Here is a 26458-nt window from a genome sequence, read left to right as displayed (position 1 = left end):
TTGCAAAGACGGTGCTATACTCCCCCTGTAAACTTTGAGTAACAAAGGCGGGAAGCGGGGATGGGGCGATAAAGTAGATAATAATAAAGGAATTGAAAACGTTGCCAATATTCCAGATCGCACAATTTTGGAGTAGCAATAACCGAATTAGTAGGGTTAGCTTATCACAGGATGAATAGGCTTGCGAGCTATGGCATTGAAAGCTCGGCGGGCAAGCTGAGGGGAGGCGTTTTTAGAACTAAGGGGAACGTGGTGTTTCAACATGTATACAAACTAATACATGCAATCATCTAACTGAGGAGTGAAACTTAGGTGGAGCTACGGTTACTGGGAGTAGAAGCTTATCAGGTGTATCAGCGTGATGACAATAATCAAAGCGATATATCTTTTTCGCTAGAAATATCAGATGTTATGAATGGCAGGGTAGAGGCTCGATTATTTTCTTCTTCTCATTCTTCAGTTTGGGAACGGATGGGTGATATGAAGGGAACGAGCTTTCAGGGGGTATTAAATAGAATTCCCGTTGGATCATATGGAATTGAATTCAGAGTTCTAGAAAACTCTCGCGTTGCAGAGACATCCATCTCTCCCGTATTTGTGGGGGACCTGTGGCTGCTCGCGGGACAATCGAATATGGAGGGTTGCGGCAAGGAGATTGATGTAGAAGAACCCGAGGAGGGGGTTAGTTGCTTCTATATGGGGGATTATTGGGGAATTGCCGAAGAACCGTTGTGTTGGTTGCAGGAAGCGGTAGATCCTGTGCATTGGGGAGTTCCAGCGGTTGAGGTTACGGCCGAAGCCGAACGAATGCGACGGGAGAGGTTTCAAGGAGCAGGGCTCGGTCTGACTTTTGGAAAACAACTCCTCAAAGAGACTGGAGTTCCGATTGGCCTCATTATGGCTGCACATGGGGGTACCAATATGTTGAGATGGGATCCTGCGCGGTTGGACGAAGGTGGCCATTCTTTATATGGGGCTATGATCCGTAAGGTTCGCAAATTAGGTGGGCGAATCAAGGGTTTGCTTTGGTATCAGGGAGAAAGTGATGCTAATGAAGGGGATGGCCCGTTCTACAAAGAACGGACTATAGCCTTCATAAAAGCTCTGAGGGGAGATACGGGAAATCATCGATTGCCTATTATTTATGCCCAGCTTGCAGTTCATTATAGCGGAGAGGAGCCTCGTTGGTGGAATCATATTCAACAAGAGCAATGGCAGCTTGATAGCGAGGTTGCTCACGTATATATGGTACCGACCATTGACGCCTCTATGTCGGATGGGATTCACCTGGATTCGAAGTCTTTGCAAAATGTTGGACGCAGGATGGCATGGGAAGCTTTAAGGTATGTATATAACCGGACGGTTGTAGAAAGTGGACCGAGGCCGCATTGTTATAAGTGGAACGAAGATCGGACGGAATTGCGAATCTTTTTCACTGGAGTCAATGAAAAACTCAATCCTGCAAGACAAATTTTTGGATTTAAGGTGGAAGCTGCCGGTGAGTATCAATCGTTTTTAGGCAAAGTAACTCCTGATCGACAATGCGTTATTCTATCGTTCGAACGGCCGGTACCGGAAAATGCCAAGTTATTCCATGGGCTAGGCAGAAATCCACTAGTTAATGTACGCGATAGTCTTGGAATTCCGTTGCCTGTTTTTGGTCCTGTCTTAATATAACGGAGAATCCAAAGGTGCGATGCAGACTCATGCATCTGCACCTTTTTTAGTGGCATTGTCCTCAACACCCGTGTGAAAGTTTTTATTAGAAGTCATCACTAAGGACTTATGAATCCAGCCAGAAAGTTTTAGTTCGTACTGACTGACTATAAGAGTTGTACCCATGATATGGCCCTGTTATTAAGCTGGAGGACGTTAATTTTGAATGCTGATCGTTCTATACGGTTGTAAAAATCAAAATAAACATGAATATGAATACATGGAACAAGTCAATAAAATGCAAACGCTCTCTAAAAGATGGGACTATCATAAGTAATACGAGCGAACAAGAAACAATAAGATTTGCAAAGACGCTGCCATACTCCCCCGGTAAACTTAGAGTAACAAAGGCGGGAAGAGGGGACGGGCGAAAAATTAGATATTAAAAGAAAGCTTTGCAAGCTTTGCGGACAAGCTGAGGGGAGGCGCTTTTAGAACTATGGGAAACGTGGTGTTTCAACATGTATACAAACATTACAAGGGTGAGCCCAATCCCGCGGTAAACGATTTTCATCTCGAAGTGGCGGATGGGGAGTTTCTCGTTATGGTTGGCCCGTCTGGCTGCGGCAAGTCTACAACACTGCGAATGCTTGCCGGACTCGAGGATGTGTCTAAAGGGAATATTTACATCGACGGCAAATTTACGAACTATGTTTCGCCAAAGGATCGGGATATTGCGATGGTGTTTCAAAATTATGCGCTATATCCGAACTTGTCGGTCTATGAAAATATGGCACTTGGCCTGCAACTGCGAAAGGTGGCTAAGCATGAGGTGGAGCTGCGCGTCAGCCGCGCGGCCAAAATGCTTGAAATTTCACACCTATTAACGAAGCGGCCCGCCCAACTGTCCGGAGGGCAGAAGCAGCGGGTAGCATTGGGACGCGCATTAGTGCGCGAGCCAAAAGCATTCCTGATGGATGAGCCACTCTCGAACCTCGATGCCAAGCTTCGGGCGCAGACGCGTGCGGAAATTATTAAAATTCACAGTCAATTACAGACCACTTTCGTCTATGTGACGCATGATCAGACAGAAGCGATGACAATGGGCACACGGATCGTGGTCATGCGCGATGGCAGAATTCAGCAGGTGGCCGCTCCGCAGATTCTCTATGATGAACCGTCAAATAAATTTGTAGCGAGTTTTATTGGATCACCTCAAATGAATTTCATTGACGGGATAATTGCCTCACATGAGGATGGTTTTTATTTTGAAAATAGACGTTTGAGGCTGCCTTTGCCGAAGGCATATGCACGGCACTTGCAAGGAATGAGTCAAGGGCTGCCGAACAGCAGGCGGCAGGTTGTGCTCGGGCTGCGCCCGGAGCATGTGCTATGTGACGCTGATGCCTTGCAAGCCGAGCCGTATGGCGAGTGGCAGGTTCAAGTAACCGTTGCAATGAAAGAGCCCATGGGTTCTGATACTTATATACATACCGATCTGGGGGGGACTGCCATCGTATCGAGGGCGGATGCCCATATACCCGTGCGCATAGGGGATACGATCAAGTTGGTGCTGCGAATGGATAAAGTGCATCTATTTGAGCGGGAGAGCGGGGAATCGCTTTTGCTCCGGGGGGCTTCCGTATGAGGAGGGAATACTCGATGCGGAAAATAATCAGCTGGAGCTTTATCCTGTTTCTAATCCTTATGCTGTGGATATCAAAAGGTCATTTTAAGGAAGAACAGTTGTTTCCCGAGTATCAAGCCAGCTCGATCTATTTGGGATCTGTTCTTGCGGAGCCATCCGATCCTAAAGCGCAACCGTTACCGGTGTATGCGCATTGGCTGCGCGGCAATCAGGCTGAGGAGATGAAGCCTGGGAAAATTATGATCCAAGCGGTGGACTATTCAGCAATCTCGCATGACAGCCAGTTCCAAGCACGCAACGATGAGCAAAAGGGAAACGTGATCGACTGGACGAGTTCTGAAGGCTGGATTGAGTGGACGGTGGAGGCTCCGCAGGAGGGATTGTATGCGCTTACGGTTGAATATTTTCCACTAAAGGGCAGCTATGCGAGTATCGCACGCGGCATCCAGATTAACGAGCGTTATCCGTATCAGGAAGCGGAGCGAATCATACTCGAGAGGCTTTGGAAGGACGGCCAATATCCGTATGAGCGCAACGGGCTCGGCAACGAAATTCGTCCGGTGCAGACCGAAATAACCAAATGGAGCACGTTGCAGGTAGTAGATTATGCGGTGTCGTCCGAGCCGCTTTTGTGGCCGCTCAAGAAGGGAAAAAACACGATTCGGATGACAGGGGGACGTGAGCCAGTAGCGCTGGCTTCTTTAATTTTTGCCGCTCCCCAACGGATTCCGTCGTATGCCGACTATGTAGCAGCTAACTCTACCCCAGCCGAATTACCAGGCAGCAGCTGGTATACGGTTATCGAGGCTGAGCAGTATGCTGCCAAATCTGCGATAGGGATTCAGACACAAAGCCTGGCGGAGCCTTATATTTCACCCGATCCCAAAGGAAGGCTTGTTTATAATACGATTGGCGGAGAACGCTGGCAGCAGGCCGGGGACTGGATTGAGTGGGCATTTACCGTACCTTCAAGCGGTTGGTATGTAATTGACATGAAGTATTTGCAGGCCTATAACGGCAAGGCAGCTGTATATCGCACTGTGCTGCTGGACGGGAAGGTGCCATTCCGCGAGCTGCTGCATTATGCCTTGCCGGCTCAAACGGATATGACGATCAAGCCATTCATGGATGACTTGGGACAACCTTACCTCTTCTGGCTGGAAGAAGGAGATCATCAGCTCAGGCTTATCGCCGATAGCGCTTTGATTGCCCCTGCTGTGCAGTCCTTGCGGGACGCATTGACGGATCTAAGCGTTGTGGAGCGGGATATTCGTCTGATTTCCGGCAATTACGGCAGCGGGAGCGGCTCAAATCTGGATACAGGAAGGAACTGGCAGTTAAAGACGTATGATCCGCACATCGAGACCAAGCTATCCGACGTTATCGAACGACTTCGGACGGTTCGGGATTATGCCAATGGCCTGAATCAGCATGTGACCGATCCGACTACGGCCATTTCTGCGGCCATGAACAGCCTCGAAGAGCTGCTTGAGAATGTCAATGATATTCCGAATCAAATCAAGGTATTTGCGGATATTCAAACGAGCATCAATACATGGCTTAAGCCGATGGAAAGCCAGGCGCTTCTGCTGGACTTTCTGGTCGTACGCGAGCGAGAAGCTGAGCCGGAGCTGGAGCTGCCGGGTCTCTGGGACAGAATCAGCTACGGTACGCATAATTTTGTGCGCACCTTTTTTCAACAATATGATTTAAAGGATTTGAATGAGGACGAAGCGCTTACCATTTGGGTGCAACGGGGGCGGGATTATGTCGATTTGCTGCAAAAAATGATTGAGGCTGATTTCACTCCTCGTACTGGCATACAGGTCAACGTGAATCTGATGCCAAGCACCAATGTGCTTATGCTGGGTAATGCTGCCGGAGATCAACCGGATATTGCGTTGGGCATAGGAATGGAAACACCGGTTGACTATGCGATGCGCGGAGCAGCAGCGGACTTATCCGTGCAGCCGGGTTTCGAGCAAATTGTGCAGCGGTTTAGTCCAGGTGTGATGCGTTCCTACTCGTATGACGGGGGCATTTATGGCTTGCCGGAAACTCAATCTTTTGCCGTGATGTTTTATCGGACTGATGTCTTTGAACGGCTTGGCCTTCATCCGCCGGATACTTGGGATGAGATGCTGGACCTAATGCCAACGCTGCAGGAGAACGGCATGGAGCTTTATTACCCTGCGAAAGAATTTATTATGCCCTTCTATCAGGAGGGGGTTGAGTTTTATACCGAAGATGGGATGCGGACGAATATCGATAGCGAGGCGGCACAGACTGCATTTCGGAGATGGACGGACTTGTTCAGCATCTACAACGTGCCGAAGGAGGTTCCGGCCTTTTTTAACCATTTCCGTTTCGGTGATATGCCCATCGGCATTGCCGATTACAATACGTATATCCAGCTTAGTGTAGCGGCACCGGAAATTAGCGGCAAGTGGAAAATGGCGCCGCTGCCGGGGCGGTTAAAGGAGGATGGAACGGTTGTTCGCTGGTCAGCTCAGAGCACGACAGCCGCAATGGTGATGGAGAAAAGCGAGCGAAAGGATGAGGCGTGGAAGTTCCTTGAATGGTGGACCTCGCGGGACACCCAAGCCAGCTATGCTAATGATATAGAATCGTTCGCGGGGATTGAATACCGTTGGAATTCGGCCAATCTGGAGGCTTTGCAGGATGTGCCATGGCCCGAGGAGGATATGCGGGTGCTTACCGAGCAGGCAAGCTGGGGGCGAAATATGCCATACGTGCCGGGTTATTACTTTCTGGGAAGGGAAATGGATTTTGCCTGGAATAACACAGTGCTGAGCGGCATGCCGCCCAATGAAGCGCTTCGCAAGGCAGCGATATCGCTGCAGCGGGAAATGACGCGCAAGCAGAAGGAGTTTGGCTTTGGACCGGATACGAATCTGAATATAACGCGCAGTGAAGAAAAATTTAGCAAAAGCTTGAAAGAAGGAGGCGCTGCGAATGAACAATAAAAGTCTGACTCTTCCAGCTAAGGGATCGCATTCCTCGCCTGGGGGAGCCCGCTTCGTTCGGCGGTTCCGCCGATTCTTAAGGGAATGCTGGGATAGCCGGCTGTCCTATTTGTTTTTGGCGCCGTTTCTTATCGCTTTTTGCGGTTTTATTTTAATTCCAGTGCTCATGGCCCTGTTGCTCAGCGTTACCTCGTTTAATGGTTTTTCGTTTCCGACATTTATCGGCGTCCATAATTTTATCGCCCTTCTGACGCAAGACATTGTATTTATGAAGCACACGCTGCCCAATACGTTCAAATTTGCACTAATCGTAGGGCCAGGGGGCTACGCGCTGTCCTTTGTTTTTGCCTGGCTCATTCATCAGTTGCCCCGGAATATTCGCGACTACTTTACACTAGCTCTGTATGCGCCTTCGATGGCAGGGGGAGTAGCGCTGTCCGTTATTTGGATCGCTACCTTCAGCGGAGATCGTGTAGGCTATTTGAACAATATCCTGCTTAAACTTGGGCTGATAGAGACATCGCAGCTGTGGCTGCAGGATCCGAAATATTTGATGAACATTATGATTATCGTGACGTTATGGACAAGTATGGGCGTAGGTTTTCTCGCTATGCTGGGCGGGTTGCAGACCGTAAATACGGAGCTGTACGAGGCTGGGCGAATTGACGGAATCAAGAATGTGCTGCAAGAAGCGTACTACATTACAATACCGTCAATGAAACCTCAGATGCTGTTTAGTGCGGTGATGGCCATAGTAGGAACTCTTAAGGCAGGCGCTATCTCGACCCAGTTGACAGGCCTAGCCATTACGCCGAGCTATTCTGGCCATTTGATGACGAATCATATCGATGATTACGCATTTTTACGTTATGAATGGGGTTATGCCTCGGCAGTTTCGGTAGTTCTATTAGTTATCTCGTATCTGGTTATGCGGTTTTGCTATCGATTATTTGCTGCAAAGGAGGGGGAATAGTCGATGACCCAATTGCCGCCTCCAAAGCTTTCACAGTTGTCTAGGACTTTGGAGCTCTTCAGGAGCTTCCAGAAACCTTTATTCTTAAGGCTCTCCAAGCTCAAACGGGTTTCCATATCTAAATCCCTGCTTATTGTTTGCTTTATCGGCCTGGCATTCTTTATGCTGCTGCCCATTATTTTTTTGTTCAACAATGCCTTTAAACCGATGAATGAGCTATTCTTGTTCCCGCCTACGATTTGGGTGAAGGAGCCGACGATGCGTAATTTCGAGCAGCTATTTTTGCATGCGGGAGCAGCTGTCGTGCCATTTACCCGTTATTTATTCAACAGCGTCTTTGTCGTTTTTCTTTCGCTTGTTGTTGTCATTCTGGTCAGCACGATGGCGGGATATGTACTCTCCAAGCACCGATTTCACTTCAAAGGCCTCATCTTATCGATGATTATGCTGTCGCTTATGTTTGCGCCCGAGACGGTAGCGATCCCCCGATATCTGATCGTAAGCAGCCTCGGTATTACAAATACGTACCTGGCTCATATATTGCCGTTTATTGCTTCGCCGGTAGCGGTTTTTCTGATGAAGCAATTTATTGATCAGATTCCGGATGCGCTAATAGAAGCAGCAAAACTCGATGGAGCGAATGATTTGTATATTTTTACGCGTATTATGATTCCGCTTGCGGCCCCTGCGGTAGCAACAATATCGATTATAACGTTCCAAGCGGTTTACCTGGATATAGAAGGCTCAACACTGTACACGACGAAGGAAACGATGAAGACAATCGGCTTTTATGTGTCGAGCCTGACGATCAATCTTCAGAACAGCGTGGCCGGTCAAAGTATGGCGGCAGCGGCGGCGCTGTTGATGTTTATTCCAAACCTCATCATGTTTCTCCTGTTTCAGCGCAAAATGATTCAGACGATGCTGCATTCGGGGGTGAAATAAATGAAAGGACGAATTCCATTGAAGCTGCTAGTTGCTTGCTTTGCAGGGCTGCAGCTTGCTATGGCGACATTAATTCCGCCGAAGGCTTCGGCCAGCCTGCCTTATTCAACCTGGTTTATGGATCAGGAGACAAATCGGGCGATCAGGATTCAACCGATTTATGTACCCGGACAAGTAATCGGTTACACGGATATCGATGTGCCCTTATCGGAGCCAAGCGATTTATATATCACCGCCGATGATCTGGTTTATGTCGCAGATACCGGGAACAACCGTATAGTGGTGTTCGATCAGCAGGGGCGCTACCTCCGTTCGATTGGTGAGGAGGGAAGTGAAAGCGAGGGCAGCCTGAATGCGCCGGAAGGTGTATTTGTTACCGGAGATGGTATGATCTACGTGGCCGATACGGGCAATAAACGGGTGGTCGTATACGAAGCGGAGGGGCAATTTGTTCGCGCCTTCAATAAGCCGCAATCGTCTCTGCTGCCTGAGGGATACTTCTATGTGCCAACCAAGCTGGTTGTGGATCATAGGGGCGTCATGTACATCGTGAATAAAGATTCCTATCAGGGGCTGCTGAGGATGAACGGGGAAGGACAGTTCACAGGCTTCTTTGGCGTTAATAAGACCCAAATTGATTGGCTGACACGGTTGAAGCGGTCGATTCTTAATCAGCATCAGCTCGATCAAGAAGTGGCCAAACGTCCCGGGGCGATTTCTAATGTGACGTATTCTACCGATCGCTTTCTACTAACGACCAGCTTCGGCGTTGACAAAGGCCAAATTAAAAAGCTGAATGCCGGCGGTGTGGATGCTTTTTTAAATAAATCCTTTTACGAAAGCAAGCTGGTGGATACCGCAATTGATTCGGATCGTTTTTTGTATAGCATGAACAGCGAGTCGGGAGAAATATCAGTCTATGATCCTTATGGCCAAGTGCTTCTGTACTTCGGGGCTTCGGATAAATTGGCACATCAGCATGGCATTGTCAATTATCCGACAAGTCTGGGGGTGAACAGCAAGAAGGAGCTTTGGGTTGTCGACAGCAGTTTGAATGTCTTGCAAGTTTTTAAGCGGACTGCTTTCGGAGATAGCTTTCTGACAGCGGTGAAGCTGTATACGGAAGGCAGCTACGAGCAAAGCAAACCCTATTGGGAGGAAGTGGTGGAGCAGAATGGCATGATGAATCTGCCCTACAAAGGTTTTGGGGAAATTGCCTTGCATGAGAAGCGGTATAAGGAAGCAATGGACCACTTTCGGGATTCATTCGACGCTGCAGGCTACTCCGAAGCTTTCTGGAACATCCGCAATAACTGGATACAAAACAACTTATTTTTTGCTGTAGTACTACTAGCTATATTCGCTCTACTTTTACGTTATTTTTTCAAGCGTATCAGGAGGTTTGTCAAGGGGCGGGCGCGGCCGGCCTTTGCCATTCAGTATGGAAGGGAAGCCAGGGATGCATGGTACATGCTGCTTCATCCGTATGAGGGCTTCTACCGTCTGAAAGAGCGCACCATATCATGGGCTATGATTTTGACGATCGTGCTTCTTGCAATAGCCGTCCGCTTGCTTTCTATCTTCAAAATGGGGTTTATCTTTCATCCCTATGATTTGAGCAAGGTGAACTTGCTGCTGGAGGTTTGTCTGCTGCTCGTGCCATGGACAACTTGGATTATAGCCAATTATCTCGTCAGTGCCGTGAAAGGCGGCGAAGGACGGTTTCGAGAGGTGCTACAGGCAAGCGTCTACGCCCTGGTGCCTTATATCGTACTAATGCTGCCAGCTATCATTCTATCGAACATCGTAGTACTGGAAGAGCGAATTCTGGTCGATGCGATCACTCAGGTCATGTGGATATGGATCGCGATCCAATTTTTTATTATGAATCAGGTCATTCATAACTTTGATTTCCTCGAATCGCTGAAAATTGCAGTTATTACTTTGCTTACTATTGCAATCATCTGGATATTCACTGTTATTTTATCGGGCCTGAGTTTTAACCTGTTTGACTTTTTGAAGCAAATTTACCGGGAGGTGACGTTCTATGGCTGATCCGAATGTTAATCGGTATGTTGAAAACGTGCATCGTCCACAGAAATGGTTGCAGCTATGGCCACGAAAGCCTAGGCAGCGATTATTTGTCGTACTGCTTCTACTGGCCGCTACTTTGGCGGGCGTAATCGCCTGGGGGAATCGGGATACTTTGCCAAGGCTGCGGGAGATGGGCATCTCTGAGCGTATGGAACACTTTATTCCGCTGGCGCAGGGCGAAGCCTGGCTGCCGAAGCAGCTTAATGAGAATGGCTTTGCGACCGTTACTGAAAATTCTAGTTTTACGCTATTCTTTGCGCCTGACACAACCCAGATTGCTGTGTTGGATAAAACCAGCGGTTTTCTGTGGCGCAGCAATCCCTCCAAGGATCAACTAGCCGCAGAAACGGTTAAGGGCATGATTCTTTCGAATCTGGAATCGCCCTTTGTACTGGAATATGTGAGCGCGGGCAAGGCGCAACGAAATATGACGAACGCCTTGGAGGAGAATGTGGACAAAACAGCGATTCTGACGGAGCAGGGGGTTGAGATTACCTATCACTATCCCAAGCTCTTTTTAACGCTTGCCATACGTTATGAGCTAACGGAACATGGACTGGAGGTGACCGTTCCGACGCAGGGAATTCAAGAAAATGGCGACAATTATTTGTTCTCCTTGCAGCTGCTGCCTTATTTCGGGGCGGTCTCGGGCACAGAAGAGGAAGGGTACCTGTTTGTTCCGGACGGTCCGGGCGGACTTGTCTACTACAACGGCATTCGACCTCCTTCCGGCAACCGCTATGATTATATGATTTATGACGATGACCCGGCCAATCTACAGGAGAAGAAGGTTCCGCAGGAGGCGATTGCTTACCCCGTATTCGGCATCAAGCGCGGGGAACAGGCTTATGCGGCTATTGTCAAAGACGGCAAATATACGACGCGTATTACTGCAATGCCTGCCGGCGTTCAGACCAGCTACCACTCCATCGGGGCGAAGTTTGCTTATCGAGAGGAGTATTGGCGCAAGGTCAGCATGATGGCCCAGCCGGTCAATTCCGTGCAGAAGGAGCGTATCCGCCAAGATCGGGTTATTGAATACCGGCTGCTATCCGGGGAGAAGGCCGATTATAGCGGGATGGCGGCTGCCTATCGTGATTATTTGCTTCAGACGCATCAGCTGCCTAAAGAAGTGACAACCTTTGAGCATATTCCGCTTCAATTAGGTCTTGTGGGCGGAGGTACAAAGGATGTGTTCGGCGGCAGAAGCTATGTACCGACGACAACCTTCGTGCAGGCCGAGCAGATGATAGATGAGCTAGTATCCGAGGGAGTCGCCAAAATGACTATTGTCTATGAAGGTTGGCAGGCGGGCGGCACCGGGGAAACGGATCGGCGCTTTCCTGTACAGCAAAAGCTGGGAGGAGCAAAGGGCTTGCGGCAATTTACGGCTGGCATGCAGCAGCGGGGATTTCCAGTTCTGCTGAAAGATTCTCTCGCTTCAATGAAAATCGACGCGACACAGCTTTCCATGAAAACGGAAGGCATCCGCAGCATCGATACCACGGTATTTCAGACGCGCGGAGGCACTTTCCTGCTGAAACCTGAAACAGCTGTCCGAACAGCCAAGGATACGATTGATAAGCTGGAGAAGCTGGGGGTGAACGGACTTCTATTTGATGGAGCGGGCAGTGCTGTTTTCCGCGACTATGCCGATGGTGGAGTCCAACGGGAGGACACTGCTCATCTGTACAAGTCGCTGTTGGCATATACGCAAGAGCGGCTCGGTTTTTCCTCCACTGGGCGCGGCAACGATTATAGTTTGGTTGCGAGCGATTTGCTCACCAATTTCCCACTGGAATCGAGCTACGATTATTTCGTGGATGAGACAGTTCCTTTTTATCCGATGGCGGTACACGGTTATGTCCTGTATTCCGGTAAAGAAGGCAATCTCCGCAACGAGTACGACAAAGAGATGCTTAAAGCGATCGAATATGGAGCGATTCCATTCTTCCGGTTAACGTATACTCGCAGCCGCGAGCTTAAAGGAACGCATTATGAACATGTGTACAGTAGTGAGTACGGGGTTTGGAAGGAGCGGGTCATCGAGGAGTATAAGAAGTTCGATCAGTTGGCGCCACTGCTCCATCTTCAGATGGTGAAACATGTCAAGCGGGCAGAAGGCGTCTATACAATGACCTATGATGATGGGACTCGGGTGACTGTCGATTATAACAGCGGCACATTCAAGGTGGAGAAAGGAGGGGCTTACCGTGAGTAGGCAAAAGGGATATTGGAGCTTCCGCTTGAAAGATTACGGTACCGGATACCTGTTTATGCTGCCATGGGCGATCGGTTTTTCGGCGTTTGTTGGCTTTCCGGTGGGCTGGTCATTATTCAACAGCTTTAATAACGTTCGTTTGACCAATGACGGCTTTAAATATGAATGGGTTGGGCTCGAGAATTTCCGGCGTGTGCTAACGGAGGATAACATCTATCCGATCCAACTTCTTACCTATTTTCAAGAAATGTTGCTAATCATACCGCTTATCCTCATATTCTCATTTTTTGTATCACTGCTGCTGAATCAGAGACTTCCCGGCAGGTCGCTGATCCGGGCCATCTTTTTCCTTCCGGTTATTTTCGCCACGGGACAGGTATTGATGGAATTGTTCGGTCAGGGGGCAGGTAAGTTGCCGTTTATTGCACAGTATAATCTTGACGGGGTGATTCGGGAATTCGTGGGGCCGAGAATCGCCGAGCCGTTGCTGAATGTGCTTAGCAAGGCAGTTATTATTTTATGGTATTCGGGCGTGCAGATTCTAATCTTTATTGCGGGCTATCAAACCATCTCCCGTTCCGTATACGAAGCCATTCGCATTGACGGCGCAACGCCGTGGGAAAGCTTCTGGAAAATAACACTTCCGGGGATGATACCATTTATTGGGCTTAATGCCATATTCACAGTCGTGGATTTATTCACCTTTCCTTTCAATCCGGTGATGTATACGGTAAGAGATAATATGTTTCGCCCTCAAACGGGATACGGTTACGCAAGCGCGCAGGCTTGGATGTATTTCCTACTCATTCTATTCCTGCTGGGTGCGGTGCTCTGGATAACATACCGTTCGGTAATAAAGCGGGGAGGCTTCCGATGAGAATTACAGAGGGCTATTACCAGGTTAAAATGAATATCAGGCAGTATATGCAAAGCCGGCAGGCGGGGCGAGTGAAAAAAGTGCTCCTAGGACAAAATCTGAATGACGGTTGGCTGGCAAAAGTACTCATCTATTTTTTGCTGGCTGTCATTGCTTTTTTATATTTACAGCCTCTATTTTATATGATGTCAACTATGGTTAAATCGGTGAGTGATCTGATTGATCCGGTCGTCCAATGGATTCCGCGCAAGCTCCATGGCCAAAATCTGGCCGATGCGTGGCGAGGACTTCACTACCCTGAGGCGTTCACGAACACGCTTGTTATCGCTCTGTCGTGCTCGCTATTGCAAGTTATATCTTGTGCAATCACGGGCTACGCGTTGGCGAGGCTGCGTTTCCCGGGGAAGGCGGCGGCTTTTATTTTGATTATCATCACATTTATGGTTCCGCCGCAAATTACGATCATCCCGATGTACACGATTTTCGGTAAGCTCGGCTGGCTGAACACCCCGCTGGTATTCATTATTCCGGCTATGTTTGCCCAGGGGCTGCGAGGAGCGTTATTCATCATTATATTTCGCCAGTTTTTCCTGACCCAGCCGAAAGCGTTGGAGGAGGCTGCCAAAATGGATGGGGCGAGCGCATATCGTCTGTTTTTTCGCATTATGCTGCCGCTGGCTCGCCCGGCCATCATTGTCGTTTTTCTGTTTTCATTTATCTGGTACTGGAATATGTATTATGAACCTTCGATGTTTCTTAATAAGGAGTTTTTACCTTTGTCGTTAAGGCTTAACCTGATGCAGCAGGAGCTTATGGGCAACAGCGCGATTAACTTCAATGCAGGCGTAGGGAAAGATCCGATTTCGGAAGGACCGAAGATGGCCGCGGCCTTTCTCATTATTTTACCTCCCCTTATTATCTATACATTTACACAACGCTGGTTTTCCGAGGGAATTGAGCGTACCGGGCTTGTAGAGTAAAAAACGATTACCACGCTAGCATCCTGAGGAATACAATCGATTATAAACAATCCAAACCATATGAAACGGCTGCCGGGCTTGCTTTTTTGCCTTAGGCAGCCGTTTGCAACTTACAGCCTTGGATCCTTGCTTACGGTTTTTTAGAGGCGGATAAGGACGTTGAAGCGAGGAAAAATGAATGTAAAAAGGAAAAGGAAGTCAATAAAATGCAAACGCTTTCTTACGGAAGGGGTTTTCAGTAGAGAAGTGAGCGTATAAAAACAATAGGATTTGCAAAGACGTTGCCAGGCCCTCTCTGTAGACTAAAGTTATAAAGGAGAGGGGGCGTAAGTTATTAAACCGAACAAACATTAAGGAGGATGCGCGCATGAATAATGAAGAGGGACAAACAAGCAAGGCCATCAGCAGACGAAAGTTGCTGACCGCGCTTGGAGCGGGGGGATTGGTTTTTATGGCGGGTGGTTGTATACCTTTGTCATCTGGTGCTTCGTTATCGACGTCAACCTATTTAAAGCTGAATCAATCAGATCCGCTGACACCTAATGATGTCAATGGGAATTTCGACCGTATTGATTCTGAATTTGGCGGTCGGGCCGTAACGCCCGATTTTTACAAGGTGGGCACTGGTCCTGATGATACGGAAGCTGTACAGGCGGCATTTGATTCTGGCAAAACCGTAATTTTTACTCGGAATTACTATGTTAGATCCGTAGAAATGAAGGGGGATGTGCAAACGATTGATTTTAACGGGTATTTTCTGATCGGAATTTCGCAAGGCAGCCATTCGGAGTCCGATAAAGACGCGATCTTGAAAATAACCGGCATTTATTTGCATTTGTATAATCTTAAAATTGAAGGCCAATTTAATACCAACTACAAAGCAGCCATTCATTGGTATTCGCGACCTGGCCATGCGCATTCTGGTTATGTAAATATATTCGGCTTGTTTATTCGAAACATCTTGGTTGGAATTCAGTATGGAGCCTGGCTTGACGATCCCAACCCATATGATACTTCGCAAAGTGAAAATTATTTGTATGGGTATGTCACAAGAGGCACACAGAACTGCCTAATCAGCAACCAACCCAACGGATTTTTGAAAATTTCAGGGAGCACGCTGGATTGCCATGAGCGAGAGTGGTCGCTGATGGAAGGCAATCCTTTTCAAAAAGCAGAATCTTATTTGATTTATTGTAAAATTGGTCAGGTTTCCGTGGAAGATAGTGAGCTTCTGAAAGTGATAGATTTGGAAGGCTGCGGGATCAAGGGGAAAAACATTATCATAACGAACTGTGTGATGGAAATGCCTTGTACATGGGTAGTGGCCGAGGGCGATGTATCGATTGATGGCGTTCACGGCGGATTTATGGGGGGCGATTCCGGGTTGCCTATGTTTGAAATCGCTGCCAATGCAGAAGGTTCCTTACGCCTTAATCATATTAGAATGATCAGAAGCGCTGGCGTAGGCGGTTATCTTACCAATTATATGATTTCTGGTTTGAACGGGGCGCCGCATTACCACGTCAGCATTGGTGGGTGCGATTTCGGGGATTGGAATCCTCAGAAGATTGCCATACCTAAGGAAAGAAGCCGGATTTTTGTGACCGATTCCCACTTTACTTATACGCAGGGTAATCAATTGAAACGATATACGATTCATGACAAGCGAGAATATGCTAATCTCCTCTCCTCCGTAGACACAACTGGAGAGAATATGGCTACAACGCATAATACGGATGAAAAATCGGGCTGGATCTGGACGAATGTGCATGGCTTTGGAACATACTTTTGCAAATCGAATTCCGATCTTCCCGAGGGGTATAGCAGTTCTATCGAGGTTTGTGCATCCGGTGAGGCATATATTCTTTCGAAGCCTTTTACTTTGGCTGCCAATGCAGAGGCAGTCTTTCAGGCAAAAGCGAGAATTAGTAATGGTTCTGGGCAAGCAGGCATCCGAATCGTCTGGTCAAAAGCCGATGGTACAGCTTCTTCCACATTAGAAACTAGATTGATCGGAACAGATGACATGACTGCGGGCTGGTCGGATTTCATGGTCCATGTAAATATTCCGCCAGACGCTGCTTATGGGAGGATTAAAATAACGGCTGAGGCGGGATCCACCTTTGTTACAGGGATGGAGATGTACACGAGAGTAGACAATCATTACCGGAATTCATTGATTAATGAATTAAATAGGTCGCTTGATGTAGCAGGAGAAGGTATTATTCTCAGGTCGCCCAATGGCACCCGTTATAAAGTGACGGTCGACAATGGCGGCAATTTGGTGGCAGCAAGTTATTAATCCATTATTCAAAAGGGGTGTAAAGTATGAAGAGGAAGGTTTTGATTTGCCAGTTACTGACGTTAGCGTTAGTATGTCTAATGGTTATGACAGCATGTTCGAAAACAGATTCCAATATAAATAACGCTAATCCTAAAGAAACTGAACAAACCGGACAAACGAATCAAGAAGAAGTTGATGTTGATCCTCCAAAAGAGGAAGAAGAGCACGAGCCGGTCACTTTGAAATTGCTGGCTTGGCATGTAGGGGCTCATCAAGAATTATTTGATATGTTTCATGAAAAGTATCCATGGATTACAATCGAAGTGGAGGAGTGGGGCATTGATAAAGCTATAGCCATGCAGGCGGCCGGTGAACCCGCGGATTTAGTCTGGATAACAGGGCTGAGCCCTTGGCTGAAGGACGGCATGTTGGAAGATCTGACCCCATATATTGCGAATGACCCCACAATACAAAATGCAAAGATTATAGATGGCTTTCTGGAGGCATTTAAAACACCGGATGACAAGCTTTGGGCGGTTCCGTATACCGCGATATCGGAGTGGATTATTGTCAATAAAGATTTATTGAAAAAACATGGCATGGAAATGCCTCCCTATGACTGGACTTATGACGATATGCTGGAAATGGCCAAGAAGGCTACAGATCCTGCGGCAAATGAATACGGCATTTCCTATGACTCCTTGATGGCTTCTCATTTTAATTGGATTTTGCCTGTTGCTAACGGTCATGCGCCTAATTTGCGGTTCTTCAATGAGGATTTGTCTCAAAATTTATTGAACACGCCTGATGTGTTGGCCGATATGAAGTGGCTGCAAGAGTTAACGACTAAGTGGCATGTTCGGCCTAGCGATGAAGAAGCAGAAAAGCTTGGTTGGGAGAAAGCGAATAACTTCCTGACCGGAAAAGTATTGTTTACTCTGGGTGCGGACTGGGTTATTCCAGGCTACAATGAGCTCGCCACTTTCGATTGGGATGTGTTGCCGTTGCCAAGAGGCAAAGAGAAACAGGTAACCGTTCAGCTTCTTGGACCGATCGCGATGCTAAGCGCATCCAAGAATAAGGACGCTGCGTTTAAATGGATCAGCTTCCAATTTGAACTAGAGGCACAGAAGTGGAATGTGAAAAATGGCTCCAATACATTTGTCATTCATCCTGATATTGATGATGAAATTGACCGGACCCCGACTTGGAAAGGAAAGAACACCGAAGTTATCAAAATGACCAAAGAAATGTGTTGTTACTTGCCGGGACCGACCATTCCAGACTTCGATGAATTCCAAAACATTGATGCGGCATTGTTTGAAAGCATGTACAAAGAATTCGATATTACATCCCTTGTTTCCCGGGTAGATAAATTTAATGAAAGTACAATGAAGCTGAGAAAAGAAATGGGCTGGTAGGCGAATGGATTTCAGCTCTTGCATCGCCTTTATATGCTGCGGTGCAAGAGCTGCTTTTTGATGCTCGGTTCCTGTCATGATGAGGGGATTTTATGCTCTATTCGCCATTGGGAGGGGCTTTTGCCATATGTTTGTTTAAATAATCGGCTAAAATAATGAATGCTTTGGTATCCGATCGTATAAGAAATTTCTTCCACAGTCAAATTGCTGTTGGCCAGGTAGCTTATCGCAGCTTTCATTCGCAATCGGTTTAGAAATTGAAAAGGGGTTTCCCCTTGATACCTTCTAAACATTCGAACTAAATAGGAAGAATTAAAATGGACTCTTTCGGCGAGTGTTTGCAGGGTAATGTTATCCCAGTAGCTTTCTTCCATCCAACGGACTAGCATTTCAACGGTTTCTTTGGTAGAAGCGATCCGCTTGTTAGTCGGAGCGGGTATATTGTCACCGAGTTTATCATAAGAACTCAGCACATGTCGGGTTAAAGACAATATGGTTGCTAGATCAGAATGCGCCATTTCATGAATGATATCCGGATGTTGCTGCACCCAGTCGGCACTCAGCAATGCAACCAGTGCATTCATGCGCTGAAATAGATTATCAATTAGGGGGGGCTTTTGGACTGATGAGCACTGAAGATTATTCCAGATCATACATTGGTGCGGCTGTGGAAATGACGTATGTGCATTATCCTTAAGCTCCCAATAAGCATAGCTGTATTGCTTGGATATATGTATCAACTGATGAAACGTATTAAGTGGAATTAGAATTAAAGCAGGGCCTGTAACTTCATACCTATGATCAATACTGTTTAGCTGCACTTTTCCTTCAATTATATATAGCATCTCATGGTGATCCGGGTGGATAAGTAGCGGAGAAAATTCGGGAGCCTGTACATGATGAGCGGAAATGCTAAGGTCGCTGACGAAATTGTACATACGGATGTGCACTTAATCATCTCCCTTGAGTGGTTGTTGAATTTGTTCGAAATTATACCATGCGAGTCTTCAAGTAGCTACTACCAAATTTAAGATTCAAAGGAACACTCGCTATTCAAGAAGTGGAGGTTATAAGATGGCTGGTATTGGTGTTTCCGGTATTGTATTGCTTGTGTTGATCTTGTTGTTGTTCTTCGGGCCGAATAAACTTCCTGAACTGGCCAAAGCGTTCGGGCGCACGATGCGCGAATTCAAGAAAGGCGCCAACGAATTGTTGGACGATCAGAAGCAGGCAAGCCGTGTAGACGTTTCCCCGGAACAACAGGAGCAGTTGAAAGCAGAACGGCGATTGCCGGATTAAGTGAAATTGTCATGATCCCATTTGAAAAATAAAAAGAAGCAAGGAGCGTTATGGATGAAAAAAGATGGATATACCGGTCCATGGGATGTTGATCGGTTAATGCAAACGCCGGAGATCGCATGGGGGGTGACGGAGGAGCATCCCGGTTTTATAGTGCGTCAGTTTTGTTATAACAACGAGATTTATGAAGGGAAAGCGACAAAAGTGTTCGCTTATTATGCTGTTCCTAACCGCGCAAGAGATAGTCTTGTTCCGGGAGTCGTTCTTGTACACGGCGGAGGAGGCAAGGCATTCTCCGAGTGGGCGGAGCAGTGGGCAGAGCGCGGTTATGCGGCGATTGCAATGGATCTAACAGGCAGAGACGCCGATGAAACAAGGATGCCGGAAGGCGGTCCAGACATGACCGACGACACCATGTTTCACGATATTTCCAAATCCGGGAGCAAATTAACGGACATGTGGAGCTACCATGCCGTAGCGGCGGCCATACGAGCCGTCAGTTTTTTGGCTAATCAGTGTAATGTCGATTCTGCCTGTATCGGAATGATGGGGATTTCATGGGGAGGTTACGTAACGGAAATCGTCGCGGGGATCGAGTCTAGGTTGGCTTTTGCCATGCCTGTCTACGCTGCGGGATATTACATGGAAGGGTCTTGCTGGCAAGAAATTTTGCGGGGGATGAATATAGAACATCAGCAAAGATGGAACGCCGCTTTCGACGTAAGCCAATACATAGGACAATCCGAGCTTCCGATGCTTTGGGCAACCGGCACGAATGACCCAGCCTTTTATTTGAATGGCTGGCAGAAGACGTATCGGGAGGCTAAAGGAACGCGAACGCTCAGACTTCTACCCAATTGGGAGCATGATTATAACACGCCTTGGTCGACCCAAGAGTTCTTCGTCTACGCGGATTCGTTCGTGAAGGATGAACCCCCGCTTTTACGGGCGATTTCATCCGGCCAATCGGGAACTGAGGCTTGGGCGTATTATGAAGGGAACCGCACTGTACAGAGCGTACATCTTCTTTATACAACCGAATCCGGACCGTATACTTCAAGAAAATGGGATCTTATGCCAGCTAAGTTTGAAGCTCGCGAAAAAAAATTGTTTTGTTCTATTCCGGATCATTCTACTGCATACTGTTTCGTTATCGAAGATTCGAATGGATTAAAGACCAGTTCCGATCTCGTTGAAACTGATGGAAATGTATACTTTTAAGCGCGGAATCTTTTTCAAAACGCTGTTGGGATTCATCTTGATCCTTGTCCCTTTTTTTATTATCAATGCTTTCATTCATCGATCCGGCGTCGATATTATACGCCAACAAATAACAGCAGTCATGCAACAAAAGGTCGATTATTTGGCCAGCTCCCTGGATGCGGAGTTGAATCGTATCGTTCAGCTGCAGATGCAGTTCAATAATGATTCCGATCTTCAGGATTTAAGCATACGTTCCGACTCGCTTCGAGACTACGAAAAGATCAAGCTGATCAACGATGTGTATTCTAAAATATCCGCGTTAGCTTCATCCAGCCGTTATATATCCGAAGTGTTCGTGTTGATGCCGAATTTCCAAAAACGTCTGTCCTCTACTTCTGTATTAACGAATCTGAACACTGGTGAATATGAACGATATAAGGATCTCGCCGCAGGTACTTCGAATGTGAAGAAGGACGGTCAACATTATTACTTATTAAGCGGTTATCCGGCTGGAACAAAAACGCAATATTTGATCGTGGTCGAGCTTTCTCCATCGATGATCGGCACCAGTTTAGGGGAAAGATCCTTGATCGTGGATACTGTAAGCAGCTATCAGTTCCCCTCCATTGAGGGGAACTCCTTTGTTCGCGAAGAATTGGGAAATGATCCGACTTTAATTTCGATCGAGAAGCCGCTTTCCTTCACGAACTGGTCGCTGATCGTCTATGATCGGCAAGATCAGTTGCTACAGCCGCTTCGCAAGTTTACAGAATGGAATTACATGTTGTGGGGTTTGGCATTGATCGTCATCGTTTCGTTTTCCTATTTGTTGATCAAGTTTATTCATCAACCGTTAAGGAAGCTCGTTCAAGCTTTCAGGATGGTTGAGAATGGTAATTTCAACTTGAATCTCCAGTATCGCAAGAAGGATGAGTTCGAGTTTCTATATACCAGATTTAATAGCATGGTAGGGAAGCTTAAGGTGCTCGTTCACGAAGTCTATGAACAAACGATTTACAGGCAATTGGCAGAGCTTAGGCAGTTGCAGTCTCAGATCAACCCGCACTTTCTGTACAATAGTTTATATATTCTATATCGAATGTCGCAGGATAAAGACTTTCAAGGCGTCTCCCACCTGTCGAGACATCTGGGAGATTACTTTAAATATATTACGCAGAATAATCACGACGACCTTATCACGTTGGACAAGGAAATCAAACATGCAAGCAGCTATGCATCGATACAACAAATGCGCTTCGGAAATCGAATATCTTTCCAATGGGAATTACCGGATGATGCGGATCAGGCAGACTCGATTCTTCATCGGAAAGTACCGAGATTGTTCATTCAACCGTTGATCGAGAATGCGGTTGAGCATGGCCACAAACATACTGTCAAAGAGGGATGGGTTCGAATTATCTGTAAGGACTATGGGAATTACATGGAACTTCATGTGGCGGACAACGGGATGGGCGGGGGAGCGGAACATATCGCTGAGCTTCAAAAAAAGATTCATGCGGGACAGTGCGATACTAGCCATGCCTTAATTAATGTGCATAAGCGGCTAGAGATATTATTCGGACCGGAAAGCGGGCTTCAATTGCAGAGCAACGAGTACGGTGGTTTGACGAATGTTATTACGATCTATTGGGAAGGAGCGATATCATGATTCAATTCATGCTGGTTGATGATGAATCGATTATCGTGGATAGCTTGCATCGCTTGTTAGAAGGGCAGGAGGATTTGCCGCTGAAAGTATGGAAAGCTTACTCGGCCGATGAAGCACTCGATTTGATCAACATAATCGAAAAGACGGAGGCGCAAGGAATCGACATTCTTATGTCGGATGTCATGATGCCCGGTATGAACGGCTTGGATTTGTCCGCCTTGATCAAAAGTCGCTTTCCGGAACTGAAAACGTTGTTTCTCTCCGGATATTCCGACTACACATACTTGCAGACCGCCTTGCACCAGGAAGCCTTTGATTATTTACTTAAGCCTGTGGACGACGAGACGGTGATCGAAGCCGTGCGCAAGCTATGCTTGATCATTGAAGAGGAACGTCGATTGAAGGAACAGGAAAAGCAGAATGGTATGAGGTTGAAACAAGCTCAGCGTATGTTGAACGACGAATTGCTGAGGGAGCTTCTGGAGAAGCCGTTGACGCCGCAACAGCTGGCTGACAAGGAAGAATCGTATGTACAGGCTTCGCTGAGCGTAGATCAATGCTTCATTCTGTTGAATGGAAAAGTCGATCAATGGCCGCTAACTTATACCGAGATCGAGAAGATGCGGCAGCGGGAGATGATCATGGAACTGATGGTATCCATGCTCCAACCTCAATGCAGCATTGTTCCCTATAACGGTTCTCGACATCTGGTATGGCTGCTCCAAGTGAAGAGGATGGATCATGACAGCGAAACCTGTGATTTGCCGCAGCTCCACTGGTATTTAAGCGAAGAGCTGGAACGAGTGCAGTTCATCATTCAAGAGCGTATGGGGCTTTCGTGTTCATTCGTAATTTCCGGCCACGAGGTCGAATGGCTGCAAATTGGCGATGTGAATCGAAAGATGGGGGAGCTGCTTGATCGAGCCATCGGATTGAAGAGCGAAATTATGCAGGTGGAGCAAGCGGGAGAAGCCATGTCCCGCTATCAGGATATCCAGTTGCAGCCTCAGGAGATAAAGAAGCAGCTGCTTGCGTTAACCGGATTGCTTGAAGCAGGTGAGTTCCTGGCCTTCATGAACGAATTGCGCAGTTTTTTCGAGACGATTCGGAAATCCGTATTTCTGACGTACGAAAGGCAATCGGAAATATTCATCACGTTGGCCGGCCTATATCTTTCCTATATGAACTCCCGGCAAATGACAACCGAAGTCGGAATGAAACTGGACTTAACCTATTTGACCAACTTCAACAAACATACGGATTGGCAGTCCTTCGGGGACTACTGTGTGCGGCTTGCTGAAATATTATTTCTAATCGTCGGAGATGACGCCAAGGAGCAAAAGCAGGAAATCGCAGAGAAAGTCGACAACTACATTATCCAAAATTTAAGTCGGAATCTAACTTTGCAGCAGCTCGCTGATCATGTGCATCTAAGCAAATTCTACTTATCCAGACTGTATCATTCTCAAAGAGGATATCCAATCTATCAGAAAATCAAAGAGCAAAAGCTGAATCGCGCAAAGGAATTGCTGTTGCAGGACGACATCAAAATCAAGGATGTAGCGGCCGAATTAGGCTTTGAGAATGTCCCCTACTTCACGACTTTCTTCAGGAACAGCCTGGGGATGTCACCCAAGGAGTATAAGCAAAGCTATCAGTCATAGGATTCTCGGCAATAGATTATAAAGAGTGCAAGGGATTGCCGTAGTTGCGGCCATATTGCCATATTACAATAATAACAAGCTTGGATGCCCAATGTTTGTTATTTTTCTACTTGAGGAGGGTCAAAGGATGTTGAACAAAATGCATAAAGGTGAGAGTGTTGTATTCGTTGGGCAAACGCCGCAGAAGCTTCGCCATGGAAACGTGGTTCGTTGTTTAAGCGTCGGTACCGGTCAAGGGTCGGATCATCCGAAAGATGTGACCTATATGGAACAGGAAGACTTCGTGATTGATTATGAAGCCGGGACGATTGCCCGAACGGAGAATAGTTCCATTCCAGATTGGCGTAGTCATGTCGTGTATGGCAAGGAAAGTTTTGACCATCGGGATTACGCGGATTGCAGCAACCGAAAGTTCACTGTTTACGTGGATTATGAATATATCGAGGAGTCTGAGGAAGCGCACGCGGATTGCGCGGATGCGGAAGGCGAACAACTGCGGCGGGTTCGAGCAAAAATAGCGGCGGGCGAAAACATTCGTTATGTTGTTTTCGGTGACAGTATAAGCGCTGGCGGCGATGCGAGCCGCGATGAATATGCGTTCTATCAATTGTTTGCCGGCGAATTAAGAAAGAGGTTCGAGGGGATGGAGTTTGAGATGGTCAATCGTGCGATCGGCGGCGAAACCAGCGTGGACGGATTAAAGAGGTTTGAAGATGACGTGATCGCGCTTCGACCGGATATTGTCAGTATCGGATATGGGATGAACGATCAGTGCACGATGAGCGAGCAGATCAGGAATGGAGTTCCTCCAGGTGAATTCGAACGAAATATACGACAGATGGTTACTCGTATCCAGGAAGCAACGGGTGCAGACATCATATTGGTTACGCCGTGTGAATCGAATCCGCAGTGGAAGCATTCCAGCGGGGATTTGGCGATCTATGCGGATATTCTTAAACGGATAGGCAAGGAATGCAACATTGCGGTTGCAGATGTACATCGGTTATGGAACGAAGAGCTGCGTGCCGGTAAGACGCATGAAAGTCTGCTGCTCAACAATATCAATCATCCAAATGATTATGGGCATCGCATTTATTATGAAGCTTTCGTTCCACTGATTCCAGCTGTACCTTCCAAGAGTCGCTAGGATTCAAAGGCAGAATAAACGATCCGCACTTCAACAACGCCAGTTTTCTAAATATGAGGGGGACGAGCATGTGATAAGAATCGCTGTAATCGGTTACGGCAATCAGGTGAGCAGATTAATCGGAATTTTACAGGAAAGGCATCCCGAATGCCGCATCGCTGCGATCGCGGATATGCGGAGCTCGGCTATCCGGCAGTCGATGCTCGAAGCAGGGACTGACTGCTCGGCGATCCGTTTCTTCGACGATGCCGACGAGATGTTGCAGCAAGGAGAATACGATGGCGTATTCATCGGCACCCGCTGTTCGCAGCATGCAAAGATGGCGTTAAAGGTGATGGACAGAGGGATTCCTCTTTATCTGGAGAAACCTGTTGCCACATCGATAGATGATTTGATGCGTCTACGGGATGCGCATCGGAGAATGAATAGTCCGGTCGTCGTTTCCTTTCCGCTGCGAGTCACATATCATACGCAGCTTGTCAAGGAAATTATCGCATCGGGGAAGATCGGTACGGTCGAACATGTACAGGCCGTCAACAACGTTTCGTATGGATCTATCTATTTCCATCATTGGTACAGGGATGAGCTTGAGACGCAAGGGTTGTTTCTCCAGAAAGCGACACATGATTTTGACTACATCAATGATGTGTTGGGTCTGAAACCTATCCAAGTATGCGCGATGAAATCGAAGCAAATTTTCAAGGGTAATAAACCTGCAGGGTTGAAATGTGTCGATTGCGAAGTACAGGTGACTTGCCCCGAGAGTCCGCAAAACTTGCTGCGTTCTGGCGAAGGTCGACATGGGGAATATTGCGGGTTCGCGATCGATACCGGCAATGAGGATTCGGGCAGCGCTCTTGTTCAATATGAATCCGGCATGCATGTCAGCTATTCGCAGAACTTCTTTATTCGCAAGCAAGCCGCCAGGCGCGGAGCGCGATTCATGGGCTACAAAGGTACGGTCGAATTTGATTGGACCTCCAATGAGGTGAAGCTGTTTATGCATCATACGCCTCGTGTCGAGACCTATACCATTGATACGGCTGCATTCGCAGGTGGCCATGGCGGCGGGGATTCGGTACTTATGGACAACTTTGCAGCCATTATGAGGGGAGAAACCATGGAATCTGTCGCCCCGCTAGAGGCGGGATTATCGAGCGCATTGATCTGTCTGAAAGCGAAGGAATCCGCGGAGACGGGCACCTTCCAGCAGATTGCATGGCCTGATGAACGGTAAGTTGCAAATGCGATGGAAGTGAGCAATAAATGAGAACTTTGACAATCGAATAGCGTTGTTGGAAGTTGAGACAACGCTTACAATTATGAATGACGGGACAGATTTTATGATGGTGGCCACTGATCATAACCCGGCGTTTACCGGACGCATAAA

General features: G+C 47.3%; 18 protein-coding genes. 17 read left to right on the top strand and 1 reads right to left on the bottom strand.

Annotated elements, in window-relative coordinates:
• The first annotated feature begins 312 nt into the window (after positions 1-312).
• From PAT3040_RS20470 to PAT3040_RS20420, 11 genes are all read left to right on the top strand, one after another.
• Positions 313-1677 carry a sialate O-acetylesterase gene (locus PAT3040_RS20470; RefSeq protein WP_108994181.1) on the top strand — a complete coding sequence of 455 codons (1365 nt, stop codon included), beginning with the start codon at positions 313-315 and terminating at the stop codon, positions 1675-1677.
• A 478-nt stretch (positions 1678-2155) separates the two neighbouring features.
• Complete coding sequence (locus PAT3040_RS20465) at positions 2156-3304, top strand: ABC transporter ATP-binding protein (RefSeq protein WP_108994180.1); 1149 nt, start codon at positions 2156-2158, stop codon at positions 3302-3304.
• Between the two features lie 14 nt (positions 3305-3318).
• Entirely contained in the window at positions 3319-6291 is a 2973-nt protein-coding gene (locus PAT3040_RS20460) for an extracellular solute-binding protein (RefSeq protein ID WP_181376752.1), read from the top strand.
• On the top strand, positions 6281-7264 hold the full coding sequence (locus PAT3040_RS20455; protein ID WP_087572118.1) for a carbohydrate ABC transporter permease: 984 nt from the start codon (positions 6281-6283) through the stop codon (positions 7262-7264). Before PAT3040_RS20460 ends, PAT3040_RS20455 begins: the two co-directional genes overlap by 11 nt.
• A gap of 3 nt (positions 7265-7267) precedes the next feature.
• Positions 7268-8209, top strand: coding sequence for a carbohydrate ABC transporter permease (locus tag PAT3040_RS20450; RefSeq protein ID WP_108994178.1), 942 nt, complete (start codon positions 7268-7270; stop codon positions 8207-8209).
• A complete protein-coding gene (locus PAT3040_RS20445) occupies positions 8210-10264 on the top strand; it encodes a YIP1 family protein (RefSeq protein ID WP_108994177.1) in 2055 nt (684 codons plus the stop codon).
• A complete protein-coding gene (locus PAT3040_RS20440; protein ID WP_108994176.1) occupies positions 10257-12524 on the top strand; it encodes a DUF5696 domain-containing protein in 2268 nt (755 codons plus the stop codon). Before PAT3040_RS20445 ends, PAT3040_RS20440 begins: the two co-directional genes overlap by 8 nt.
• A complete protein-coding gene (locus PAT3040_RS20435; protein ID WP_087572114.1) occupies positions 12517-13401 on the top strand; it encodes a carbohydrate ABC transporter permease in 885 nt (294 codons plus the stop codon). Before PAT3040_RS20440 ends, PAT3040_RS20435 begins: the two co-directional genes overlap by 8 nt.
• The gene (locus PAT3040_RS20430) at positions 13398-14381 is read left to right on the top strand and encodes a carbohydrate ABC transporter permease (protein ID WP_108994175.1); all 984 of its coding nucleotides are present in this window, start codon (positions 13398-13400) and stop codon (positions 14379-14381) included. Before PAT3040_RS20435 ends, PAT3040_RS20430 begins: the two co-directional genes overlap by 4 nt.
• Positions 14382-14748: 367 nt before the next feature.
• A complete protein-coding gene (locus PAT3040_RS20425; protein WP_108994174.1) occupies positions 14749-16683 on the top strand; it encodes a hypothetical protein in 1935 nt (644 codons plus the stop codon).
• 26 nt (positions 16684-16709) lie between these two features.
• Positions 16710-18086: an ABC transporter substrate-binding protein gene (locus PAT3040_RS20420; protein ID WP_108994173.1), complete on the top strand. Its 1377-nt coding sequence runs from the start codon at positions 16710-16712 to the stop codon at positions 18084-18086.
• 74 nt (positions 18087-18160) lie between these two features.
• On the opposite strand, the gene PAT3040_RS20415 is transcribed toward PAT3040_RS20420, so the two are convergent.
• Positions 18161-19036: an AraC family transcriptional regulator gene (locus PAT3040_RS20415; protein ID WP_108994172.1), complete on the bottom strand. Its 876-nt coding sequence runs from the start codon at positions 19034-19036 to the stop codon at positions 18161-18163.
• A 124-nt stretch (positions 19037-19160) separates the two neighbouring features.
• Here PAT3040_RS20415 and tatA point away from each other — a divergent pair, with 124 nt between their 5' ends.
• From tatA to PAT3040_RS20385, 6 genes are all read left to right on the top strand, one after another.
• Positions 19161-19385, top strand: coding sequence for a twin-arginine translocase TatA/TatE family subunit (gene tatA, locus PAT3040_RS20410; RefSeq protein ID WP_108994171.1), 225 nt, complete (start codon positions 19161-19163; stop codon positions 19383-19385).
• 54 nt (positions 19386-19439) lie between these two features.
• The gene (locus tag PAT3040_RS20405) at positions 19440-20606 is read left to right on the top strand and encodes an alpha/beta hydrolase family protein (RefSeq protein ID WP_108994170.1); all 1167 of its coding nucleotides are present in this window, start codon (positions 19440-19442) and stop codon (positions 20604-20606) included.
• Positions 20593-22257 (top strand): sensor histidine kinase, encoded by a 1665-nt coding sequence (locus PAT3040_RS20400; RefSeq protein ID WP_181376751.1) that lies wholly within the window; start codon positions 20593-20595, stop codon positions 22255-22257. Before PAT3040_RS20405 ends, PAT3040_RS20400 begins: the two co-directional genes overlap by 14 nt.
• The gene (locus PAT3040_RS20395) at positions 22254-23921 is read left to right on the top strand and encodes a response regulator transcription factor (RefSeq protein ID WP_108994168.1); all 1668 of its coding nucleotides are present in this window, start codon (positions 22254-22256) and stop codon (positions 23919-23921) included. The genes PAT3040_RS20400 and PAT3040_RS20395 overlap by 4 nt, the downstream gene beginning before the upstream one ends.
• Positions 23922-24048: 127 nt before the next feature.
• Positions 24049-25068: an SGNH/GDSL hydrolase family protein gene (locus PAT3040_RS20390; RefSeq protein WP_181376750.1), complete on the top strand. Its 1020-nt coding sequence runs from the start codon at positions 24049-24051 to the stop codon at positions 25066-25068.
• Positions 25069-25138: 70 nt separating this feature from the next.
• Positions 25139-26305 (top strand): Gfo/Idh/MocA family protein, encoded by a 1167-nt coding sequence (locus PAT3040_RS20385; RefSeq protein ID WP_258235080.1) that lies wholly within the window; start codon positions 25139-25141, stop codon positions 26303-26305.
• Positions 26306-26458 lie beyond the last annotated feature (153 nt).

Source organism: Paenibacillus agaridevorans (assembly GCF_003112455.1).
GTDB classification, from domain to species: domain Bacteria; phylum Bacillota; class Bacilli; order Paenibacillales; family Paenibacillaceae; genus Pristimantibacillus; species Pristimantibacillus agaridevorans.
This window is presented reverse-complemented; position numbering and strand designations above follow the sequence as displayed.

Bases quoted from the DNA above. Each gene is read 5' to 3' on its own strand.
- PAT3040_RS20465 (WP_108994180.1), top strand. From the start codon at position 2,156: ATGGGAAACGTGGTGTTTCAACATGTATACAAACATTACAAGGGTGAG.
- PAT3040_RS20460 (WP_181376752.1), top strand. From the start codon at position 3,319: ATGCGGAAAATAATCAGCTGGAGCTTTATCCTGTTTCTAATCCTTATG.
- PAT3040_RS20455 (WP_087572118.1), top strand. From the start codon at position 6,281: ATGAACAATAAAAGTCTGACTCTTCCAGCTAAGGGATCGCATTCCTCG.
- PAT3040_RS20450 (WP_108994178.1), top strand. From the start codon at position 7,268: ATGACCCAATTGCCGCCTCCAAAGCTTTCACAGTTGTCTAGGACTTTG.
- PAT3040_RS20445 (WP_108994177.1), top strand. From the start codon at position 8,210: ATGAAAGGACGAATTCCATTGAAGCTGCTAGTTGCTTGCTTTGCAGGG.
- PAT3040_RS20440 (WP_108994176.1), top strand. From the start codon at position 10,257: ATGGCTGATCCGAATGTTAATCGGTATGTTGAAAACGTGCATCGTCCA.
- PAT3040_RS20430 (WP_108994175.1), top strand. From the start codon at position 13,398: ATGAGAATTACAGAGGGCTATTACCAGGTTAAAATGAATATCAGGCAG.
- PAT3040_RS20425 (WP_108994174.1), top strand. From the start codon at position 14,749: ATGAATAATGAAGAGGGACAAACAAGCAAGGCCATCAGCAGACGAAAG.
- PAT3040_RS20420 (WP_108994173.1), top strand. From the start codon at position 16,710: ATGAAGAGGAAGGTTTTGATTTGCCAGTTACTGACGTTAGCGTTAGTA.
- tatA (WP_108994171.1), top strand. From the start codon at position 19,161: ATGGCTGGTATTGGTGTTTCCGGTATTGTATTGCTTGTGTTGATCTTG.
- PAT3040_RS20405 (WP_108994170.1), top strand. From the start codon at position 19,440: ATGAAAAAAGATGGATATACCGGTCCATGGGATGTTGATCGGTTAATG.
- PAT3040_RS20400 (WP_181376751.1), top strand. From the start codon at position 20,593: ATGTATACTTTTAAGCGCGGAATCTTTTTCAAAACGCTGTTGGGATTC.
- PAT3040_RS20395 (WP_108994168.1), top strand. From the start codon at position 22,254: ATGATTCAATTCATGCTGGTTGATGATGAATCGATTATCGTGGATAGC.
- PAT3040_RS20390 (WP_181376750.1), top strand. From the start codon at position 24,049: ATGTTGAACAAAATGCATAAAGGTGAGAGTGTTGTATTCGTTGGGCAA.